Raw genomic sequence first — 15,788 nt, 5'->3', positions numbered from 1 at the left:
ATGAATATCTCCAATTTCTTCATCGACCGCCCGGTCTTCGCGGGCGTTCTTTCTTTTGTGATTTTCCTTGGTGGCCTTATTGCCCTGACCGCAATGCCGGTTTCGGAATATCCTGATGTTGTGCCCCCATCCATTGTGGTGCGGGCGCAATATCCGGGCGCCAACCCGAAAGTCATCGCTGAAACTGTAGCGACGCCCATTGAAGAACAGATCAACGGCGTCGAAGGCATGCTTTACATGGGCAGCCAGGCAACGACTGACGGCCAGATGACTTTGACCGTGACCTTTGCCATCGGTACAGACCCTGACAAGGCACAGCAGCTGGTGCAGAACCGCGTTTCGCAGGCCGAACCCCGCCTGCCGGAAGAAGTGCGCAGCCTCGGCATCACCACGGTGAAAAGCTCACCCGACCTGATGCTGGTGGTCAATCTGATTTCACCGAACAATCGCTATGACATCACCTATCTGCGCAACTATGCCCTGATCAACATCAAGGACCGACTCGCCCGCATCAATGGTGTTGGCGACGTACAGCTGTTTGGTTCGGGTGACTATTCCATGCGCGTATGGCTCGATCCGCAGAAGACAGCGGAACTTGGCCTTTCGGCAACGGATGTGCTGGCTGAAATCCGCGGACAGAATGTGCAGGCGGCGGCTGGTGTTATTGGCGCCTCGCCCAATCCCAACGGTGTTGACCTGCAATTGTCGGTCAATGCCCAGGGCCGCTTGCAGACCGAGGAAGAATTTGGCGAGATCATCGTCAAAACAGCGCCGAACGGGGCCATCACGCATCTGCGTGACATTGCCCGTATCGAACTCGGCGCAGCGCAATATTCGCTGCGTTCACTCCTCGACAATCAGCCTGCTGTGGCTATCCCCGTGTTCCAGGCACCCGGTTCTAACGCCATCCAGATCGCCGATCAGGTTCGTGCCGTCATGGACGAGATGAAGCTGACCATGCCGGAAGGTGTCAGCTACGAGATCGTCTATGATACGACGCAGTTCGTGCGTGCCTCCATCGAAGCCGTCGTGCATACGCTGCTTGAAGCGGTCGTGCTGGTCGTGCTCGTGGTTATTCTGTTTCTGCAGACATGGCGTGCATCGATCATCCCGTTGATCGCGGTTCCGATTTCGATCGTCGGTACATTTGCCGTCATGCATCTCTTCGGCTTTTCCATCAACGCACTCAGTCTGTTCGGTCTCGTGCTTGCCATCGGCATTGTGGTGGATGACGCGATCGTCGTGGTGGAAAACGTCGAGCGTAACATCGAGAACGGCCTCGCGCCGCGTGCGGCGACCATTCAGGCCATGCGCGAAGTGTCGGGCCCCATCATCGCGATTGCGCTGGTGCTGGTGGCAGTGTTCGTGCCGCTCGCCTTCATTAGCGGTTTGACCGGGCAGTTCTATCGCCAGTTTGCGCTGACGATTGCCATTTCGACGGTCATCTCCGCCTTCAACTCGCTGACCCTGTCTCCTGCCCTCGCCGCCCTGCTCCTGAAAGGGCATGACCAGCCAAAGGATGCATTGACGCGGTTTATGGACAAGACGCTCGGCTGGTTGTTCCGAGGCTTCAACGCCGTGTTCACACGCGGCGCCAATGGTTACAGCAAGGGCGTGCGCACCGTCATCTCGCGCAAGACCGTGATGATGGCGATCTACCTCGTGCTGATCGGCGCGACAGCCTTCATGTTCAAGAGTGTTCCCGGTGGTTTCGTGCCGCCGCAGGACAAGCAATATCTGGTTGGCTTCACGCAGCTGCCGGATGGTGCGACGCTTGACCGTACGGAAGCCGTTGTCCGCCGCATTGGTGATATTGCCTTGAAGATTCCGGGTGTCCAGAGCACCATCGCCTTCCCGGGTCTGTCGATCAACGGCTTCACCAACAGCTCCAATGCCGGCATTGTATTCGTCTCGCTGAAGCCGTTCGAAGAACGCAAGACGCCGGACCTAAGCGCCGGTGCGATTGCCAAATCGTTGAACATGCAGTTGTTCGGCATCAAGGAATCGTTCAGCGCCGTCTTCCCGCCTCCCCCTGTCCAGGGTCTGGGCGCAATCGGTGGCTTCAAGTTCCAGATCGAAGACCGCAATGGTTTGGGCTATCAGGCGCTTGATGATGCAACCAAGGCATTCCTTGCCAAGGCCGCAACTGCACCGGAACTGACGGGGCTGTTCTCCAGTTATCAGATCAATGTTCCGCAGCTCTACGCCGATGTGGACCGTGCCAAGGCACGCCAGCTCAACGTATCGCTGCCCGAGATTTTCAATACGCTGCAGATCTATCTCGGTTCGGTTTACGTCAATGACTTCAACAAGTTTGGCCGCACCTATTCTGTCCGCATGCAGGCAGATTCCGGGTTCAGGGCCAAGGCTGAAGATATTGGCGACCTGAAGGTGCGCTCCGGTTCGGGTGACATGATCCCGCTTTCGGCTTTGCTCAAAGTGACATCGACCGCAGGGCCGGACCGCGCCATGCGCTACAACGGCTTCCTGGCCGCTGACGTGAATGGCAATGCGGCTCCCGGCTATTCCTCCGGTCAGGCACGGGCAGCAGTTGAACGGATTGCCGCCGAGACCTTCCCGGCTGGTATCGGCTATGAATGGACCGAGCTCACCTATCAGGAAATCATCGCGGGCAACTCTGCCTATCTGATTTTCCCGCTATCGATCCTGCTGGTGTTCCTGGTTTTGTCGGCACAGTATGAAAGCCTGTCGCTGCCCCTGTCGATCATCATGATTGTACCTCTTGGCTTGCTGGCCGCCCTTTTCGGCGTCTGGCTGACGGCCGGTGACAACAATGTCTTCACGCAGATCGGTCTCATCGTGCTTGTGGGTCTGTCGGCCAAGAACGCGATCCTGATCGTGGAGTTTGCGCGAGAGCTGGAGTTTGCCGGAGCCACGCCGTTCAAGGCAGTGGTTGATGCCAGCCGGTTGCGTCTGCGCCCGATCCTGATGACGTCTCTGGCGTTCATCATGGGCGTGGTGCCGCTGGTTACATCCACCGGTGCCGGTTCGGAAATGCGCAGCGCCATGGGTGTTGCGGTGTTTGCCGGCATGATTGGCGTGACGTTGTTTGGTCTGTTCATGACACCGGTATTTTACGTGCTGGTGCGTGCGCTGACAGGGAATCGCCCGCTGAAGCATTCCAGCCAAGGCAGCCATTTCGACACGGAACCAAGCCACAATTCTGGCGCAGTTCACCCGGCACCAATGCCAGCGGAATGAAAAAAACGGGTGGCGCATGCATTTTTTCTCGGCATGCGCCTCCCGAATCAACATGCTGAATCAACACTGTTTTTTGTGCATTTCGCCCCACTTGACCGGATGTTCACAGACAAGTTGATCGGTAAAATGCACTTTTTTGAGTGACAATAAGTTTCAAACTGTTACAGTTACGTGACTAGCCGAGTTTCGGCACTGACGAGCATGACCGGGTTTCGCGTTTGGCGAAGGTCGTTTAAATCAGGAGCAGACTTTGACAAGCGTCGCACCAGCAAATGACAACCGCAAGATCAGCGATGGGTTTATCCCTCTCGTCGTGTTTCTCGTCGTGACCGAAATCGCAGCGACTGTGCTGCTAACTCTGCCGAACTGGTATTGAGGCCCGAACCCGCTCAGGCGAATATTTCGCTCCTGCCAGTGCTGGCCGGAGTGGTTATTCTTTTCATGATAGCAGGCGTCTGGATCATCTAAGACGCCCGTTTTCCGGGCATTTTCGCCTGCAACCTCTCCTCCATCAACTATAGTATCAAGCAATTGGGATAACGCAGTGTCGGACACTGTGATATTGTCCCAAGGTGATTTGATATTGCCGTCCGGAACTGAACCGGAGGCATGGAGGGCATGATGAAATTTGTAACGCGTTCAGTGCTGCTTGCCGTTCTTTTTGTTGCCGGGTGCCAGACCATGACACCCGAAGAGCGCCGGGCAATTGATGGTCAGACCTGCTCGTCTTATGGTTTCAAACGGGGCACTGATTCCTTCTCCAAATGCCTCCTCGACCTTGAGCTTGATCGCCGCGCCACCAGCCGTGCCCAGTTCGACGACATGCGATTCAACACTCCGCCGCTGATTATTTACGGCGGCAGGCGCCATTATGGCTGGTGATCCCGATTAGGGGACAGCGCTGTCCCTTGACGGGTTTTCATACTTCACGAAAAGGTCTTGAAAAATCTTCGGCTCGTCAATGCACGGGCCATTCATGAGGGACACAATTAATGCGAAGCCTGTTTCTTGTCGCACTGGTAGCAGTGGGACTGATTGCGACTGACAGTCACGCGCAGCAAGCGCCTTCCGTTGGAGCCGCAACGCCGAATGCCAATACGCAGACTGCGCCGCGCCAACCCGACCAGGACGCGCGGTTGAGACGAAATCGCCCGCCGCGCAAAGCCTATGCGCGCGGGGAAAATCGCATACAGCTGACAGCGGAATACAATAGGCGTGCGCGCGTTTTCGGCCGGGCAAGTGCTGACCGGTGGCTCGCCACCCAGCGCCAGTAAGACGCAAACCTATCTCTGATCAACGCAAAACCCGCCCGGCATGGCCCGGCGGGTTTGTTTATGGATTTGACGGCAGACCTAACGCACCCAAATGACGCGCCGTGTGCGGGTATCCACCAGTGCCGGAGCACCATCCACATACACATAGGCGTAACGCGGTTGCGACGGCACCGGGGCCAAATCAATGTCATCGGGAATGACCGAGCCTGTTGTAACGTCATCGATCGTGACCGCATCAACGGGATTTTTCTCGACATAGGTAATCACGTCATCAGGAACGGCTGCATCGGGATTATCGGATAGATACACGACCTGACGATTTTCCATCGATACGATAACCGGACGGCCTTCCACATAGATGTAACCATATCCCGGACTTTCAGGAATTGGCCGAACCTCTACCGTCTCCGGAACGACATAGCCTTGCGACAATTCCCCATCAATCACGACAGGGTCGGAAGGATGCGCAATGACATAATCACGCGCGGGTTGCGGGACTTCAACAATCACCTTGTCCTGCGCGAATGCAAAACCGCTTGCGGCGATAAATGTCGATGCGGTGAGTATAAGAACCTTGTTCATTGTTCTGCCTCTCTCTGTGTTTCTTTCACGCCCCAATGGGAGGAAAACCCTACCGAAGTGGCTTTGTTCCACCAGAAAGACTTGGAAAGGCTTCTGCGTGGCGTCAAATTACGGTTCAATCTGTCCGGTTTTCACGGCATGTTGTTTTGTAACTTTCCGTGTGCTGTGGCCGTAAAGGATTGTGTGATCAGCGAAAATGAGTGGTGCGATGAAATTTCCGTGGAATGACCGGGCAGGCAAACTGTCGGCCATAAAAATTATTGCGCTGATTGCCGCTTTTATCCCGCTTGTGCTGATCACAACGGGCTACAAGGTGAATATTCTCGGGCCGAGGCCGATCACTGAAGCCATTCACCAGACCGGGGATTGGGCAATCCGGTTTTTCATCATTTCGCTTGCTGTTTCTCCGCTTCGTTACATTACACGCTGGTCAAAACTTATCCTGATCCGGCGCATTCTGGGGCTGACAGCCCTCGCCTATGCCCTCCTGCATTTCACGCTCTATATCGTCGATCAGAACTGGAACCTGCTGCGGGTCGCCGGCGAAATCTGGCTGCGCATCTATTTGCTGATCGGCTTTACGACGTTGCTGGGGCTGATTGCGCTCGGTGTAACCTCCACCGATGCAATGATCCGCAGAATGGGAAAGAACTGGAACAGACTGCATACACTCGCCTATCCGCTGGCGGCGTTGGGCGTGCTGCATTTCTTCATGCAATCGAAAGCGGACGTCACCCAAGCGACGTTGATGGCGGGCTTTTTCATTGCCCTGTTGCTCTATCGCTTTGCCCATGCCCGTGGTTTGCGTCTTTCGTCAGTCTGGACGCTTATAGGTGTGGCGATATTGGCAGCGCTCGGCACCGCACTTGCTGAATATGCCTGGTTTGCATTGGCCACAAAAATTCCGCCCATGCGGGTATTGCTGGCTAATCTGTCCTTCTCCTATTCAATCCGGCCAACGTGGTGGGTTCTTGGCGCAGCGCTGGTTCCCGCCGTGTGGATTGCGATAAAGTCTGTGACAAATCCGGAAAGCCGCAACATCCATCCCGTAACGGCAAAATAAGAGACAGGTTTTGCTTTTCACCGGCGGAAAAACTGATATCGCTGTGGCCATGGAACCGCAGCTTATTCCCCTGATTGAATCGCTCCCTTCGACCGTGCCTTTTGTCGGGCCTGAAACACTCGAGCGCAAGCGCAACCGGCTGTTTCGCGCACGTCTTGGCGCCAATGAGAACGGGTTTGGCCCCGCCCCTTCTGTCATCGCAGCGATGCAGGCAACGGCGCACGAGGTGTGGAAATATTGCGACCCTGAGAATTTTGACCTGAAGACAGCGCTGGCTACCCATCTGGCCGTTGCGCCCCGTAATGTGGTTGTCGGCGAAGGCGTCGATACTTTGCTTGGTCTTGCTGTACGGCAATATGTGCGTGAGGGCACGCCTGTTGTGACCTCACTTGGCGCTTACCCGACTTTCAATTTTCATGTGGCCGGATTTGGCGGACGCTTGGTCACGGTCCCCTATCGAGACGATCATGAGGATCTCGATGCGCTGCTCGATGCTGTGCACCGCGAAAAAGCCCCACTGGTGTATTTTTCCAACCCTGACAACCCGATGGGTACATGGCATGAAGCGGCCGCTATCGAGGCGTTCATCGCTGCGCTGCCCGAAACGACCATGCTGATCCTTGATGAAGCCTATGGCGAGACTGCACCGGCATCAGCCCTGCCTTCGATTGACATCTCCCGGCCCAACGTTTTGCGCATGCGCACATTCTCCAAGGCCTATGGACTGGCGGGGATGCGCTGCGGCTACGCCATCGGCGCGGAAAGCCAGATCACCGCTTTTGACAAGATCCGCAATCATTTCGGCATGAACCGCATGGTGCAGATCGCGGCTCTGGCCGCACTGAAAGATCAGAACTATCTCCAGGAAGTCGTCGCACGCATTATTGCAGGGCGTGTCCGGATTGCCGCCATTGCGGCGCAGAACGGTATGCATGCAATTCCATCTGCCACGAATTTTGTCACGATCGATTGCGGACGCGATGGCGCCTATGCCGCCAATGTTCTCAATGGCCTGATCGAGCGCGATATATTCGTTCGCAAGCCGATGGCGCCTGTGCTCGACCGTTGTATTCGCGTTAGTGTTGGACTCGACCAAGAGCTGGACCTGTTTGAAGAAAAGCTTGCCGAGACTTTGGCTGCGGTGCAATAGAACTGTGCTCACACGCCCCTGATTGGTGCAATGCAGATGGAGAGAACATTGGAAATCAACCGCGTATTTGCGGGCCTTGGCGGCCTGATCGGTGCAGCGGGCATCGCCGCCTATGCAGGAGCGGCGCACAGCGCCAGCCCGCATCTTGGCACGATCGCTCCCATTCTGCTGATCCATGCGCCGGCATTTCTCGCGCTGTCGCTCCTCGCAAAAATCAACCGCGCGGCCTATTTGGGCGGATTGACCCTCCTGCTTGGCCTGATGCTGTTTATCGGCGACCTCGCCTCGCGCGACATTGGCGGCGACCGCCTGTTTCCCGGTGCGGCCCCTATAGGCGGGACGCTGCTCATTGCCGGCTGGCTGCTCATTGCAGCAACGGCGTTTCGAGCACTCGACTTCAGGAAATAAAACTTAACGGGCTGCTCCAGAGGATTGACGCAAGCCGTTTACTCCTTGCCTTTCAGCTTGGCATTGCAAAGTTTGTAATAGCCGCCGCCTTTCTCAATCCAGCGCATGCCGCCCAGCGTGTTGGCGTCTTTATTGACATGATACTGCTCGACGCATGTGTGCATGCGGGCTTTGGCTGGTTTTTCACCGGCAAATTTCTGGGAGATCGATGACGGAAAAGTCATTTTTGCGAAATCGGATTTGTGCTCTGTTTTGGCATCCACCGCATCCTTGACGCCGTCTGCATCCGCCCCGCCGCTTTTCTTTTCACTCATTTTGAGTTCAGATGGCGCTTCTCCCGACGCCTCATCAGCCGCATGGGAGCATTGCTGTTTTCGAAATTCGCTCCAGCTCGTGTCCCCAGCCGTGCCATCTGCTTGTGCAGCTTTATATTTTACGCTGCATTCTTTCATGGACAATGCCTGCGCTGACGTCCCTCCCGTCAGCACAATGATCGCGGCCGCTAGCGCAGGCATGACATGCTTGAATTCTCTACCAACCATGATTTTTTCTCTGAAAAGAAACAAAAACACCACTGAACCAAATGCTTATTGGGGACTGGTAATAAAAAGAATCTAGCGCATCCGGCGGTTCAAGACCATGCGGCCCACCTCATCACTTCGTTTAAGACACCTCGCTTCCAAGTTGCATAAATCAATGCTGAAGATCGAATTTCTCGCTTGAATGAATTGAACGTTCGTTTTATTAACAGTGAATGGCACGCACGATTGGCTCAGATGGCGAAAAGACACAGGCAGCGATTCACCTCGCGGCGCGTCGGCTGATTGCCAAGGTCGGCTACGAGGCCATGTCGATGCGCCAGCTGGCCGAAAAGGTCGGTGTGCAGGCTGCAGCGCTTTATCGTTATCACCCGACCAAGCAGGACCTGCTTTTTGCCGTCATGCGCGATCATATGGACCGGCTGCTGGCCGCATGGAATGCGGAAAGCCAGAGCCTTGCCGATCCGCTGGACAGGCTTGGAGCCTTCATCCGTTTCCACATCCGCTACCACGTGGAGCGCCGGGATGATGTTCACATCGCCAATATGGAACTGCGCAGCCTGCAGAATGACAAGCTTGCCATTCTTGTGGACCTGCGCGCGATCTATGAAAACGAGTTGCGCCTCATTCTCGAAGATGGAGCCAAGGCACGGCAATTTGATATTGATGACATTCCGCTGACCACACGCGCCATCATCGCGATGACCACGGGTGTGAATGTCTGGTTTCGCCCCGATGACAGGCTTACTGTCACGCAGATTGCGGAAAAATACGTCACTATGGGACTGCGCCTTGTTGGCGCCAAGAATTTCGCGACAAAGGACATGGGAGAGTAAAATGTATCACTCAGCTCTGAAGTTTGGACTTTCGGAGGATATCGAAGCGCTGCGTGAGACAGTGCACCGGTTCGCGCAGGAACGTATCGCGCCACTGGCTGCCGAAACCGACCGGACGAACCATTTTCCTATGCATCTCTGGCAGGAAATGGGCGCGCTTGGCCTGCTCGGCATGACTGTGGACCCGGATTTCGGCGGCTCCGGTCTTGGCTATCTGGCCCATGCTGTGGCCGTGGAAGAGATTTCCCGCGCTTCTGCCTCGATCGGCCTGTCCTACGGCGCGCACTCAAATCTTTGTGTCAATCAGATCAACCGCTGGGGTACAGACGAGCAGAAAGCAAAATATCTGCCAAAGCTCTGCTCTGGCGAACATGTCGGCGCACTGGCCATGTCCGAGCCGGGTGCCGGTTCCGATGTCGTGTCGATGAAGCTGCGCGCCGACAAGAAGAATGACCGCTATGTGCTGAATGGCAACAAGATGTGGATCACCAATGGTCCCGACGCCAATACGCTGGTTGTTTATGCCAAGACCGATCTGGCGGCTGGTTCACGCGGCATGACAGCCTTCCTCATCGAGAAAGATTTCAAGGGCTTTTCGACAGCACAAAAACTCGACAAGCTCGGTATGCGCGGCTCCAACACCTGTGAACTGGTGTTCGAGGATTGCGAAGTGCCGTTTGAGAATGTGCTGGGCGAAGAAGGCAAAGGCGTGCGCATTCTGATGTCGGGTCTGGACTACGAACGCGTGGTGCTGGCTGGTGGTCCATTGGGCATTATGGCCGCTTGCCTCGATGTTGTGGTTCCCTACGTGCATGAGCGCAAACAATTCGGCCAGCCCATTGGCGAATTCCAGCTGATGCAGGGCAAGCTTGCCGACATGTACACAACCATGAATGCGTCGCGTGCTTACGTCTATGCGGTGGCGGCTGCCTGTGATCGGGGCGAGACCACGCGCAAGGATGCTGCCGGCTGCATTCTTTACGCGGCGGAAAAAGCCACATGGTGTGCGCTCGAGGCCATTCAAGCGCTGGGCGGCAATGGCTACATCAACGATTATCCGACGGGCCGCCTCCTGCGCGACGCCAAGCTTTACGAGATTGGCGCGGGTACCAGCGAAATCCGGCGCATGCTCATTGGCCGTGAAATGTTCAGCGAGAGTGCGTAACTGCCATATTTTTGGATTATTGCCATAAATCTAGAAAAATGACATAATATCACCTTCCAACCAGAGAAAGGCGTATCATGAACAAGACAAGTAAAACGAAAGGCCTTTCCGAGGAAAAGAGTCCGTTCGCGTATGAGACTTCAGCTCCAAAACGGCACGCCGGTCCAGCGCGGATCACTATTGGCGATGGTGGCCGTCTTGTCATTCCGGCAGAGTTTCGATCTGCCATGAACATAAAGCCGGGTGACAGCATCATGGCGGAAGTTGTTGATGGAGAACTCCACGCCATGACACATGATGTGGCTGTTTTGAGAATGCAGGCTGAAGCACGCAATCAGATCCCCGCCGGAACATCGATGGTGGATGAGTTCATCGCGGAAAAACGGCTTGAGGCGGCGAAAGAGGATGCGGAACTCAAGCAATCTCATGGCAAAGCCACCCAATGAGTATTGCTGTTCTTGATTCATCCGCTTTTCTGGCTCTCGTCTACGGCGAAACCGGAGGCGAGATTGTTGCCGAACGTTGCCGCAACGGCCTCATGAGCACAGTCAATTATTCGGAAGTTTTGACCAAACAGGTCGAACGTTCCCAGCTTGGCGGCGCAGTTACTCGATATGCAAAATTTCTTGAAATCGCGATTGTCGATTTCGACCGGGAACTTGCAGAAGCCACTGCGCAGCTCCGGCGGATCACCAGAGATAGAGGATTATCATTTGGCGACCGCGCATGCCTTGCTCTTGCAATACGCGAGAAAGGGTATGTCCTTACCGCCGATCAAGCCTGGAAGGGCTTGGACGTCGGCTGTGATATTGAAATGATCCGATAGGAGACCGCATGACCGTACTTCAGTCCCAGATCAGCACCACGTCCGAAGCCTTTGCCGCCAATACCGAGCGTATGCGTGCGCTCGTCGCCGATATCCAGGCCAAGGCTGGGCTGGTGACAAAGGGCGGGACTGACGAGGCACGCGAACGGCATACATCGCGAGGCAAGCTCCTGCCGCGTGACCGGCTGGCGCAATTGCTTGATCCCGGCTCGCCGTTTCTCGAGGTTGGCCAGTTCGCCGCCTGGGATATGTATGGCGACAATATCGCCTCCGCTGGTTTGATCGCAGGCATTGGCCGCGTGTCCGGCAAGGAAGTGATGATCGTCGTCAATGACGCCACCGTTAAAGGCGGCACCTATTATCCCCTGACGGTGAAGAAGCATTTGCGGGCGCAGGAAATCGCCATGCAGAACAATCTGCCCTGCATCTATCTGGTCGATTCAGGCGGCGCGAACCTGCCCAATCAGGACGAGGTTTTCCCGGATCGCGAGCATTTCGGCCGCATCTTCTACAATCAGGCCAATATGTCTGCCGCCGGTATTCCGCAGATTGCCGTGGTTATGGGCTCGTGCACGGCAGGCGGTGCCTATGTCCCTGCCATGTCGGAAGAGACCATCATGGTAAAGGGTCAGGCGACGATCTTTCTCGCCGGTCCGCCGCTGGTCAAGGCGGCGACAGGAGAAGAGGTTTCCGCCGAGGATTTGGGCGGTGCAGAAGTGCACACGCGCGAGTCAGGCGTTGCCGATCACTACGCGATGGATGATGCCCATGCGCTCGCCATTGCCCGGCGCATTGTGGGAAACCTGAATCGAAAGAAAGAGATAGGCCTTGATCTTCGTAAAGTGAGTCCGCCGCTTTATGATCCACATGAACTCTATGGCATTGTGCCCACCGATCTGCGCCAGCCCTATGATGTGCGCGAAGTGATCGCCCGTGTGGTGGATGGTTCTGAATTTGACGAGTTCAAGCAGAATTACGGAACGTCGCTCATCACCGGTTTTGCCCATCTCTACGGCATGCCGGTCGGCATTATCGCTAACAATGGCGTGCTGTTTTCGGAAAGCGCGCTGAAGGGCACGCATTTCATTGAACTGTGTACCCAGCGCGGTATTCCGCTGGTATTCCTGCAGAATATTACTGGCTTCATGGTCGGACGCTCTTACGAGGCGCGCGGGATCGCCAAGGATGGGGCAAAACTGGTCACGGCGGTTGCCACTGCGCGCGTCCCGAAAGTCACCATGATTCTCGGTGGCTCCTTTGGTGCGGGCAATTACGGCATGTGCGGCCGTGCATTTTCTCCGCGCTTCCTGTGGATGTGGCCTAATGCCCGCATCTCCGTCATGGGCGGTGAACAGGCGGCAACAGTTCTGGCACTGGTCAAGCGTGAGGGCATCGAGCGCAAAGGGGGTGATTGGCCCGCAGCCGATGAAGCAGCCTTCCGTGCGCCGATTCTTGAAAAATATGAACGCGAAGGCCATCCGCTCTATTCCTCGGCCCGTCTATGGGATGACGGGATCATCGATCCGGCCAAAACCCGCGAGGTTCTCGCGCTTTCGCTTTCCGCCGCCCTGAATGCACCTGTGGAGGACACCAAATTCGGTGTCTTCAGGATGTAAGGAGAAAAATCATGACAAAAATGTTCTCCAGAATCCTCATAGCCAATCGTGGTGAAATTGCCTGCCGGGTGATCCGGACAGCGCAGAAGATGGGTGTAGGCACAGTTGCCGTTTATTCCGATGCAGATGCCAACTCCTTGCATGTGGCAATGGCAGATGAAGCCGTTCACATCGGTGGTTCATCTGTCTCCGACAGCTATTTGCGGGCAGACCGCATTATTGAAGCTGCACTGAAGACCGGGGCTGAAGCTATCCATCCCGGTTACGGATTCCTTTCGGAAAACCCCGGATTTATTGATGCGGTGGTCAAGGCCGGGCTGGTGTTCATCGGACCCTCGGCGGACTCCATCCGCGCCATGGGGCTGAAAGATGCCGCCAAGCGGCTGATGGAAAAGGCGGGCGTGCCTGTCGTCCCCGGCTATCACGGAGAAGCACAGGAACTTGTGGTTCTCGCCTCCAAGGCGCGTGAGATCGGCTATCCCGTTCTGATCAAGGCCCGCGCCGGTGGCGGTGGCAAGGGCATGCGCAAGGTCGATCATCCCGATGATTTCGCCGAAGCTCTCGGCAGTGCGCGGCGCGAAGCCAAGAGTGCTTTCGGGGATGACCGCGTGCTGGTTGAAAAATATGTCTCCAAGCCGCGTCATATCGAAGTGCAGGTGTTTGGCGACAATCACGGCAATGCCGTGCACCTTTACGAGCGCGACTGCTCGCTGCAGCGCCGTCACCAGAAGGTGATCGAAGAAGCCCCTGCCCCTGATATCAGCGCAGAAATGCGCGCGGCGATGACTGACGCTGCCGTGAAGGCAGCCAAGGCCATCAATTATTCCGGCGCAGGCACGATCGAGTTCATCGTTGACGCGACGCAGGGTCTACGGCCGGATGGCTTCTGGTTCATGGAAATGAACACGCGCCTGCAGGTCGAACACCCGGTCACAGAGATGATTACCGGGCTGGATTTGGTCGAATGGCAATTGCGGGTAGCGGCTGGCGAAAAACTGCCCTTGACGCAGGAACAAATTCCGCTGAATGGCCATGCAATCGAGGCACGCCTGTATGCGGAAGACCCGTCAAAGGGCTTTCTACCTGCCATCGGAACGCTGCATCATCTTGCTTTCCCCGTGAGCGTCAAAGAAGGAACGGTGCGCATCGAGACCGGTGTTCGCGCGGGCGATACGATTTCACCGTTCTATGATCCGATGATTGCCAAGGTTGTGGTGCATGCCAACGACCGTGCAAGCGCATTGCGCGCCATGGAAGATGCGCTGCTGCAGACAGAAATTGCTGGCACTGTGACAAACACCGCTTTTCTGGCGGCGCTGATCCGGCATCAGGGGTTTGCGGCAGGTGATGTGGACACAGCACTGATCGACCGCGACCTTGCCGGACTGATCGTTCCAGTGGCAATGCCAGTGGGCGCCAAAGAGCTTGCAGTGCTCTATGCCAGCGGTTTGCTGACCAAGGTCACATCCGACGATCCCTGGACTGCACTGCGCGGTTACGGCCATCATGCGCCGTCGCACTATCCGGTCACGCTTGGGGAAGCCGCCAGTTCGGTACGCTATGGCGTTGCAGTCCTTGATAGTGACCGCTTTGAGATATCCAACTCTAAAGACGCCATGGAACTGCGGGTACGGCAGGACGGCAGCGGCTGGCACATCACCGGCAAGGGCATCAACTTGAAGGCAAAGATTGCGGCAATACCGCAAGGTGTTGCCATCATAGCCAAGGGAACGGTGGCTGTATTCGCGTTTCCCGATCCGTTGCTTCGCGCCGATGAGGCAGGGGCTTCCGGCGACAGACTGACTGCACCCATGCCGGGACTGGTGAAATCGGTTCGTGCCAGCGCAGGTGATACCGTCAAGAAAGGACAGATCCTTCTGGTGCTGGAAGCAATGAAGATGGAGCATTCCATCACTGCTCCGCATGACGGCAGGATCGCAGAGATTGTTGCGGAGGGTGCGCAGGTGAAGGAGAAAACTGCTCTGGTTCGCTTTGAAGACCCTGCGCTGGCAGAGTTGACCAAGAATTGAAGCATAAATGACAAATAGCCGTGCTAGTCATATATTTCCGGGTACCGCCCTGGCCTGAATTCGAAAGCCGGAAGCGTTTCCCGTCGATGTAGAGGAGTTCGACTTATGTCCACCAAATCATTACAGACGATCAAACGCGCACCAACCGCAACACCCAGCGATCTCGGGGCGGATGCGACGCGTGATATTGCAGCAGCCGTCAATGCGCTGCTGGCTGATACGTTTGCACTCTATATGAAGACCAAGAACTTTCACTGGCATATGAGCGGTCCTCATTTCCGCGACTATCATCTGATGCTGGATGAACAGGGCGAACAAATTTTCGACATGACCGACGTTCTTGCCGAACGTGTCCGCAAGATAGGCGGCACGACATTGCGTTCCATCGGGCAGATCTCCGCCCAGCAACGTCTGCTCGACAATGACGCAAATTTCGTCACGCCGGAGGATATGCTGGCTGAACTGCGCGACGATACGAAGAGTTTTATCGGCTATTTGCGACAGGTGCATGAGTTGTGCAGCGAATATAATGACAGCGCCACCACCAGCATCATCGAAAACTACATCGATGAATCCGAACGCCGCCACTGGTTCCTGTTTGAAGCCACACGCACCGGACCGGCTGGAGTTTGATTATCTGAAAAACTTGGGGAGGCTGGTATGATCTCCAGCCTCACCCGGACTTCACATCAGCTGTGTTTGTTAGATCACACCGCTCTAATCATTGGCTTTGGTCATCTTGGCGCGCTTGGCGCGATTTTGAGTGTCGGCAATCAAAGCTTCAACGGCGGAGATATTCAGCGACAGTGTGGCGATTTTTCTCAATGTATTATTATCAGGAAATGCATTGGTCTTTGCAGTCAAGATTATCAACTCTTTCTGAGCATCGCTCAGTTTTGATAATAACTCTCCAAGCTCGTCCTGCATAACTTCCCCGTCATCCTTAAGAATCAGAAATTCCTACAAACCGTTTACTTAACTGATATCCCAGTCTTCGCAACCCCTAAGAGTTGTGAAATATTCTCTGAAAAAGCCAATTTATCTGTATCAACATCATAATTTTCATCTCCAATTTAA

The 15,788-nt window shown here is 55.5% G+C and carries 17 protein-coding genes; 14 read left to right on the top strand and 3 right to left on the bottom strand.

What is annotated here, in order from left to right:
• From HB779_RS11395 to HB779_RS11385, 4 genes are all read left to right on the top strand, one after another.
• The gene (locus tag HB779_RS11395; protein ID WP_188342525.1) at nucleotides 1–3,222 is read left to right on the top strand and encodes an efflux RND transporter permease subunit; all 3,222 of its coding nucleotides are present in this window, start codon (nucleotides 1–3) and stop codon (nucleotides 3,220–3,222) included.
• 250 nt (nucleotides 3,223–3,472) lie between these two features.
• Nucleotides 3,473–3,598, top strand: a complete 126-nt coding sequence (locus tag HB779_RS25590) for a hypothetical protein (protein ID WP_256440549.1) — start codon at nucleotides 3,473–3,475, stop codon at nucleotides 3,596–3,598.
• A gap of 242 nt (nucleotides 3,599–3,840) precedes the next feature.
• Nucleotides 3,841–4,104: a hypothetical protein gene (locus HB779_RS11390; protein WP_188342524.1), complete on the top strand. Its 264-nt coding sequence runs from the start codon at nucleotides 3,841–3,843 to the stop codon at nucleotides 4,102–4,104.
• 110 nt (nucleotides 4,105–4,214) lie between these two features.
• Entirely contained in the window at nucleotides 4,215–4,496 is a 282-nt protein-coding gene (locus HB779_RS11385; RefSeq protein WP_188342523.1) for a hypothetical protein, read from the top strand.
• Nucleotides 4,497–4,574: 78 nt separating this feature from the next.
• On the opposite strand, the gene HB779_RS11380 is transcribed toward HB779_RS11385, so the two are convergent.
• The gene (locus HB779_RS11380; protein ID WP_188342522.1) at nucleotides 4,575–5,078 is read right to left on the bottom strand and encodes a DUF1236 domain-containing protein; all 504 of its coding nucleotides are present in this window, start codon (nucleotides 5,076–5,078) and stop codon (nucleotides 4,575–4,577) included.
• Nucleotides 5,079–5,286: 208 nt separating this feature from the next.
• On the opposite strand from HB779_RS11380, the gene HB779_RS11375 reads away from it, so the two are divergent.
• The 3 genes from HB779_RS11375 to HB779_RS11365 are packed head-to-tail and all read left to right on the top strand — an operon-like array spanning nucleotide 5,287 to nucleotide 7,699.
• The gene (locus tag HB779_RS11375) at nucleotides 5,287–6,141 is read left to right on the top strand and encodes a sulfite oxidase heme-binding subunit YedZ (RefSeq protein WP_188342521.1); all 855 of its coding nucleotides are present in this window, start codon (nucleotides 5,287–5,289) and stop codon (nucleotides 6,139–6,141) included.
• Between the two features lie 49 nt (nucleotides 6,142–6,190).
• The gene (locus HB779_RS11370) at nucleotides 6,191–7,291 is read left to right on the top strand and encodes a pyridoxal phosphate-dependent aminotransferase (protein WP_371823922.1); all 1,101 of its coding nucleotides are present in this window, start codon (nucleotides 6,191–6,193) and stop codon (nucleotides 7,289–7,291) included.
• Nucleotides 7,292–7,339: 48 nt separating this feature from the next.
• On the top strand, nucleotides 7,340–7,699 hold the full coding sequence (locus HB779_RS11365; RefSeq protein ID WP_371823845.1) for a DUF423 domain-containing protein: 360 nt from the start codon (nucleotides 7,340–7,342) through the stop codon (nucleotides 7,697–7,699).
• A gap of 38 nt (nucleotides 7,700–7,737) precedes the next feature.
• On the opposite strand, the gene HB779_RS11360 is transcribed toward HB779_RS11365, so the two are convergent.
• Nucleotides 7,738–8,271, bottom strand: coding sequence for a hypothetical protein (locus HB779_RS11360; RefSeq protein WP_244642345.1), 534 nt, complete (start codon nucleotides 8,269–8,271; stop codon nucleotides 7,738–7,740).
• A gap of 182 nt (nucleotides 8,272–8,453) precedes the next feature.
• Between HB779_RS11360 and HB779_RS11355 the strand changes: the two genes are divergently transcribed.
• From HB779_RS11355 to HB779_RS11325, 7 genes are all read left to right on the top strand, one after another.
• Nucleotides 8,454–9,074, top strand: a complete 621-nt coding sequence (locus HB779_RS11355; RefSeq protein WP_188342519.1) for a TetR/AcrR family transcriptional regulator — start codon at nucleotides 8,454–8,456, stop codon at nucleotides 9,072–9,074.
• A 1-nt stretch (nucleotide 9,075) separates the two neighbouring features.
• The gene (locus tag HB779_RS11350) at nucleotides 9,076–10,239 is read left to right on the top strand and encodes an isovaleryl-CoA dehydrogenase (protein ID WP_188342518.1); all 1,164 of its coding nucleotides are present in this window, start codon (nucleotides 9,076–9,078) and stop codon (nucleotides 10,237–10,239) included.
• Between the two features lie 77 nt (nucleotides 10,240–10,316).
• Nucleotides 10,317–10,685: an AbrB/MazE/SpoVT family DNA-binding domain-containing protein gene (locus HB779_RS11345; protein WP_188342517.1), complete on the top strand. Its 369-nt coding sequence runs from the start codon at nucleotides 10,317–10,319 to the stop codon at nucleotides 10,683–10,685.
• Nucleotides 10,682–11,065 (top strand): type II toxin-antitoxin system VapC family toxin, encoded by a 384-nt coding sequence (locus HB779_RS11340; RefSeq protein ID WP_188342516.1) that lies wholly within the window; start codon nucleotides 10,682–10,684, stop codon nucleotides 11,063–11,065. The genes HB779_RS11345 and HB779_RS11340 overlap by 4 nt, the downstream gene beginning before the upstream one ends.
• 8 nt (nucleotides 11,066–11,073) lie before the next feature.
• Nucleotides 11,074–12,681, top strand: a complete 1,608-nt coding sequence (locus HB779_RS11335; protein ID WP_188342515.1) for a carboxyl transferase domain-containing protein — start codon at nucleotides 11,074–11,076, stop codon at nucleotides 12,679–12,681.
• A gap of 20 nt (nucleotides 12,682–12,701) precedes the next feature.
• Nucleotides 12,702–14,711 (top strand): acetyl/propionyl/methylcrotonyl-CoA carboxylase subunit alpha, encoded by a 2,010-nt coding sequence (locus HB779_RS11330; RefSeq protein WP_188345889.1) that lies wholly within the window; start codon nucleotides 12,702–12,704, stop codon nucleotides 14,709–14,711.
• 105 nt (nucleotides 14,712–14,816) lie between these two features.
• Nucleotides 14,817–15,344 carry a Dps family protein gene (locus HB779_RS11325; protein WP_188342514.1) on the top strand — a complete coding sequence of 176 codons (528 nt, stop codon included), beginning with the start codon at nucleotides 14,817–14,819 and terminating at the stop codon, nucleotides 15,342–15,344.
• A gap of 84 nt (nucleotides 15,345–15,428) precedes the next feature.
• Here the strand turns inward: HB779_RS11325 and HB779_RS11320 are convergent, their stop codons facing one another.
• Entirely contained in the window at nucleotides 15,429–15,638 is a 210-nt protein-coding gene (locus HB779_RS11320; protein ID WP_188342513.1) for a hypothetical protein, read from the bottom strand.
• Between the last annotated feature and the right edge of the window lie 150 nt (nucleotides 15,639–15,788).

The organism is Phyllobacterium sp. 628 (assembly GCF_014189505.1).
In the GTDB taxonomy this organism is placed as follows: domain Bacteria; phylum Pseudomonadota; class Alphaproteobacteria; order Rhizobiales; family Rhizobiaceae; genus Phyllobacterium.
Note: the sequence above shows the minus strand (reverse complement) of the source record. Positions and strands in the feature narration are given on the sequence as shown.

What these genes read in the sequence shown, in the direction of transcription:
- HB779_RS11395 (WP_188342525.1), top strand. Translation starts at nt 1, where the DNA reads ATGAATATCTCCAATTTCTTCATCGACCGCCCGGTCTTCGCGGGCGTT.
- HB779_RS11390 (WP_188342524.1), top strand. Translation starts at nt 3,841, where the DNA reads ATGATGAAATTTGTAACGCGTTCAGTGCTGCTTGCCGTTCTTTTTGTT.
- HB779_RS11385 (WP_188342523.1), top strand. Translation starts at nt 4,215, where the DNA reads ATGCGAAGCCTGTTTCTTGTCGCACTGGTAGCAGTGGGACTGATTGCG.
- HB779_RS11380 (WP_188342522.1), bottom strand. Translation starts at nt 5,078, where the DNA reads ATGAACAAGGTTCTTATACTCACCGCATCGACATTTATCGCCGCAAGC.
- HB779_RS11375 (WP_188342521.1), top strand. Translation starts at nt 5,287, where the DNA reads ATGAAATTTCCGTGGAATGACCGGGCAGGCAAACTGTCGGCCATAAAA.
- HB779_RS11370 (WP_371823922.1), top strand. Translation starts at nt 6,191, where the DNA reads ATGGAACCGCAGCTTATTCCCCTGATTGAATCGCTCCCTTCGACCGTG.
- HB779_RS11355 (WP_188342519.1), top strand. Translation starts at nt 8,454, where the DNA reads ATGGCACGCACGATTGGCTCAGATGGCGAAAAGACACAGGCAGCGATT.
- HB779_RS11350 (WP_188342518.1), top strand. Translation starts at nt 9,076, where the DNA reads ATGTATCACTCAGCTCTGAAGTTTGGACTTTCGGAGGATATCGAAGCG.
- HB779_RS11345 (WP_188342517.1), top strand. Translation starts at nt 10,317, where the DNA reads ATGAACAAGACAAGTAAAACGAAAGGCCTTTCCGAGGAAAAGAGTCCG.
- HB779_RS11340 (WP_188342516.1), top strand. Translation starts at nt 10,682, where the DNA reads ATGAGTATTGCTGTTCTTGATTCATCCGCTTTTCTGGCTCTCGTCTAC.
- HB779_RS11335 (WP_188342515.1), top strand. Translation starts at nt 11,074, where the DNA reads ATGACCGTACTTCAGTCCCAGATCAGCACCACGTCCGAAGCCTTTGCC.
- HB779_RS11330 (WP_188345889.1), top strand. Translation starts at nt 12,702, where the DNA reads ATGTTCTCCAGAATCCTCATAGCCAATCGTGGTGAAATTGCCTGCCGG.
- HB779_RS11325 (WP_188342514.1), top strand. Translation starts at nt 14,817, where the DNA reads ATGTCCACCAAATCATTACAGACGATCAAACGCGCACCAACCGCAACA.
- HB779_RS11320 (WP_188342513.1), bottom strand. Translation starts at nt 15,638, where the DNA reads ATGCAGGACGAGCTTGGAGAGTTATTATCAAAACTGAGCGATGCTCAG.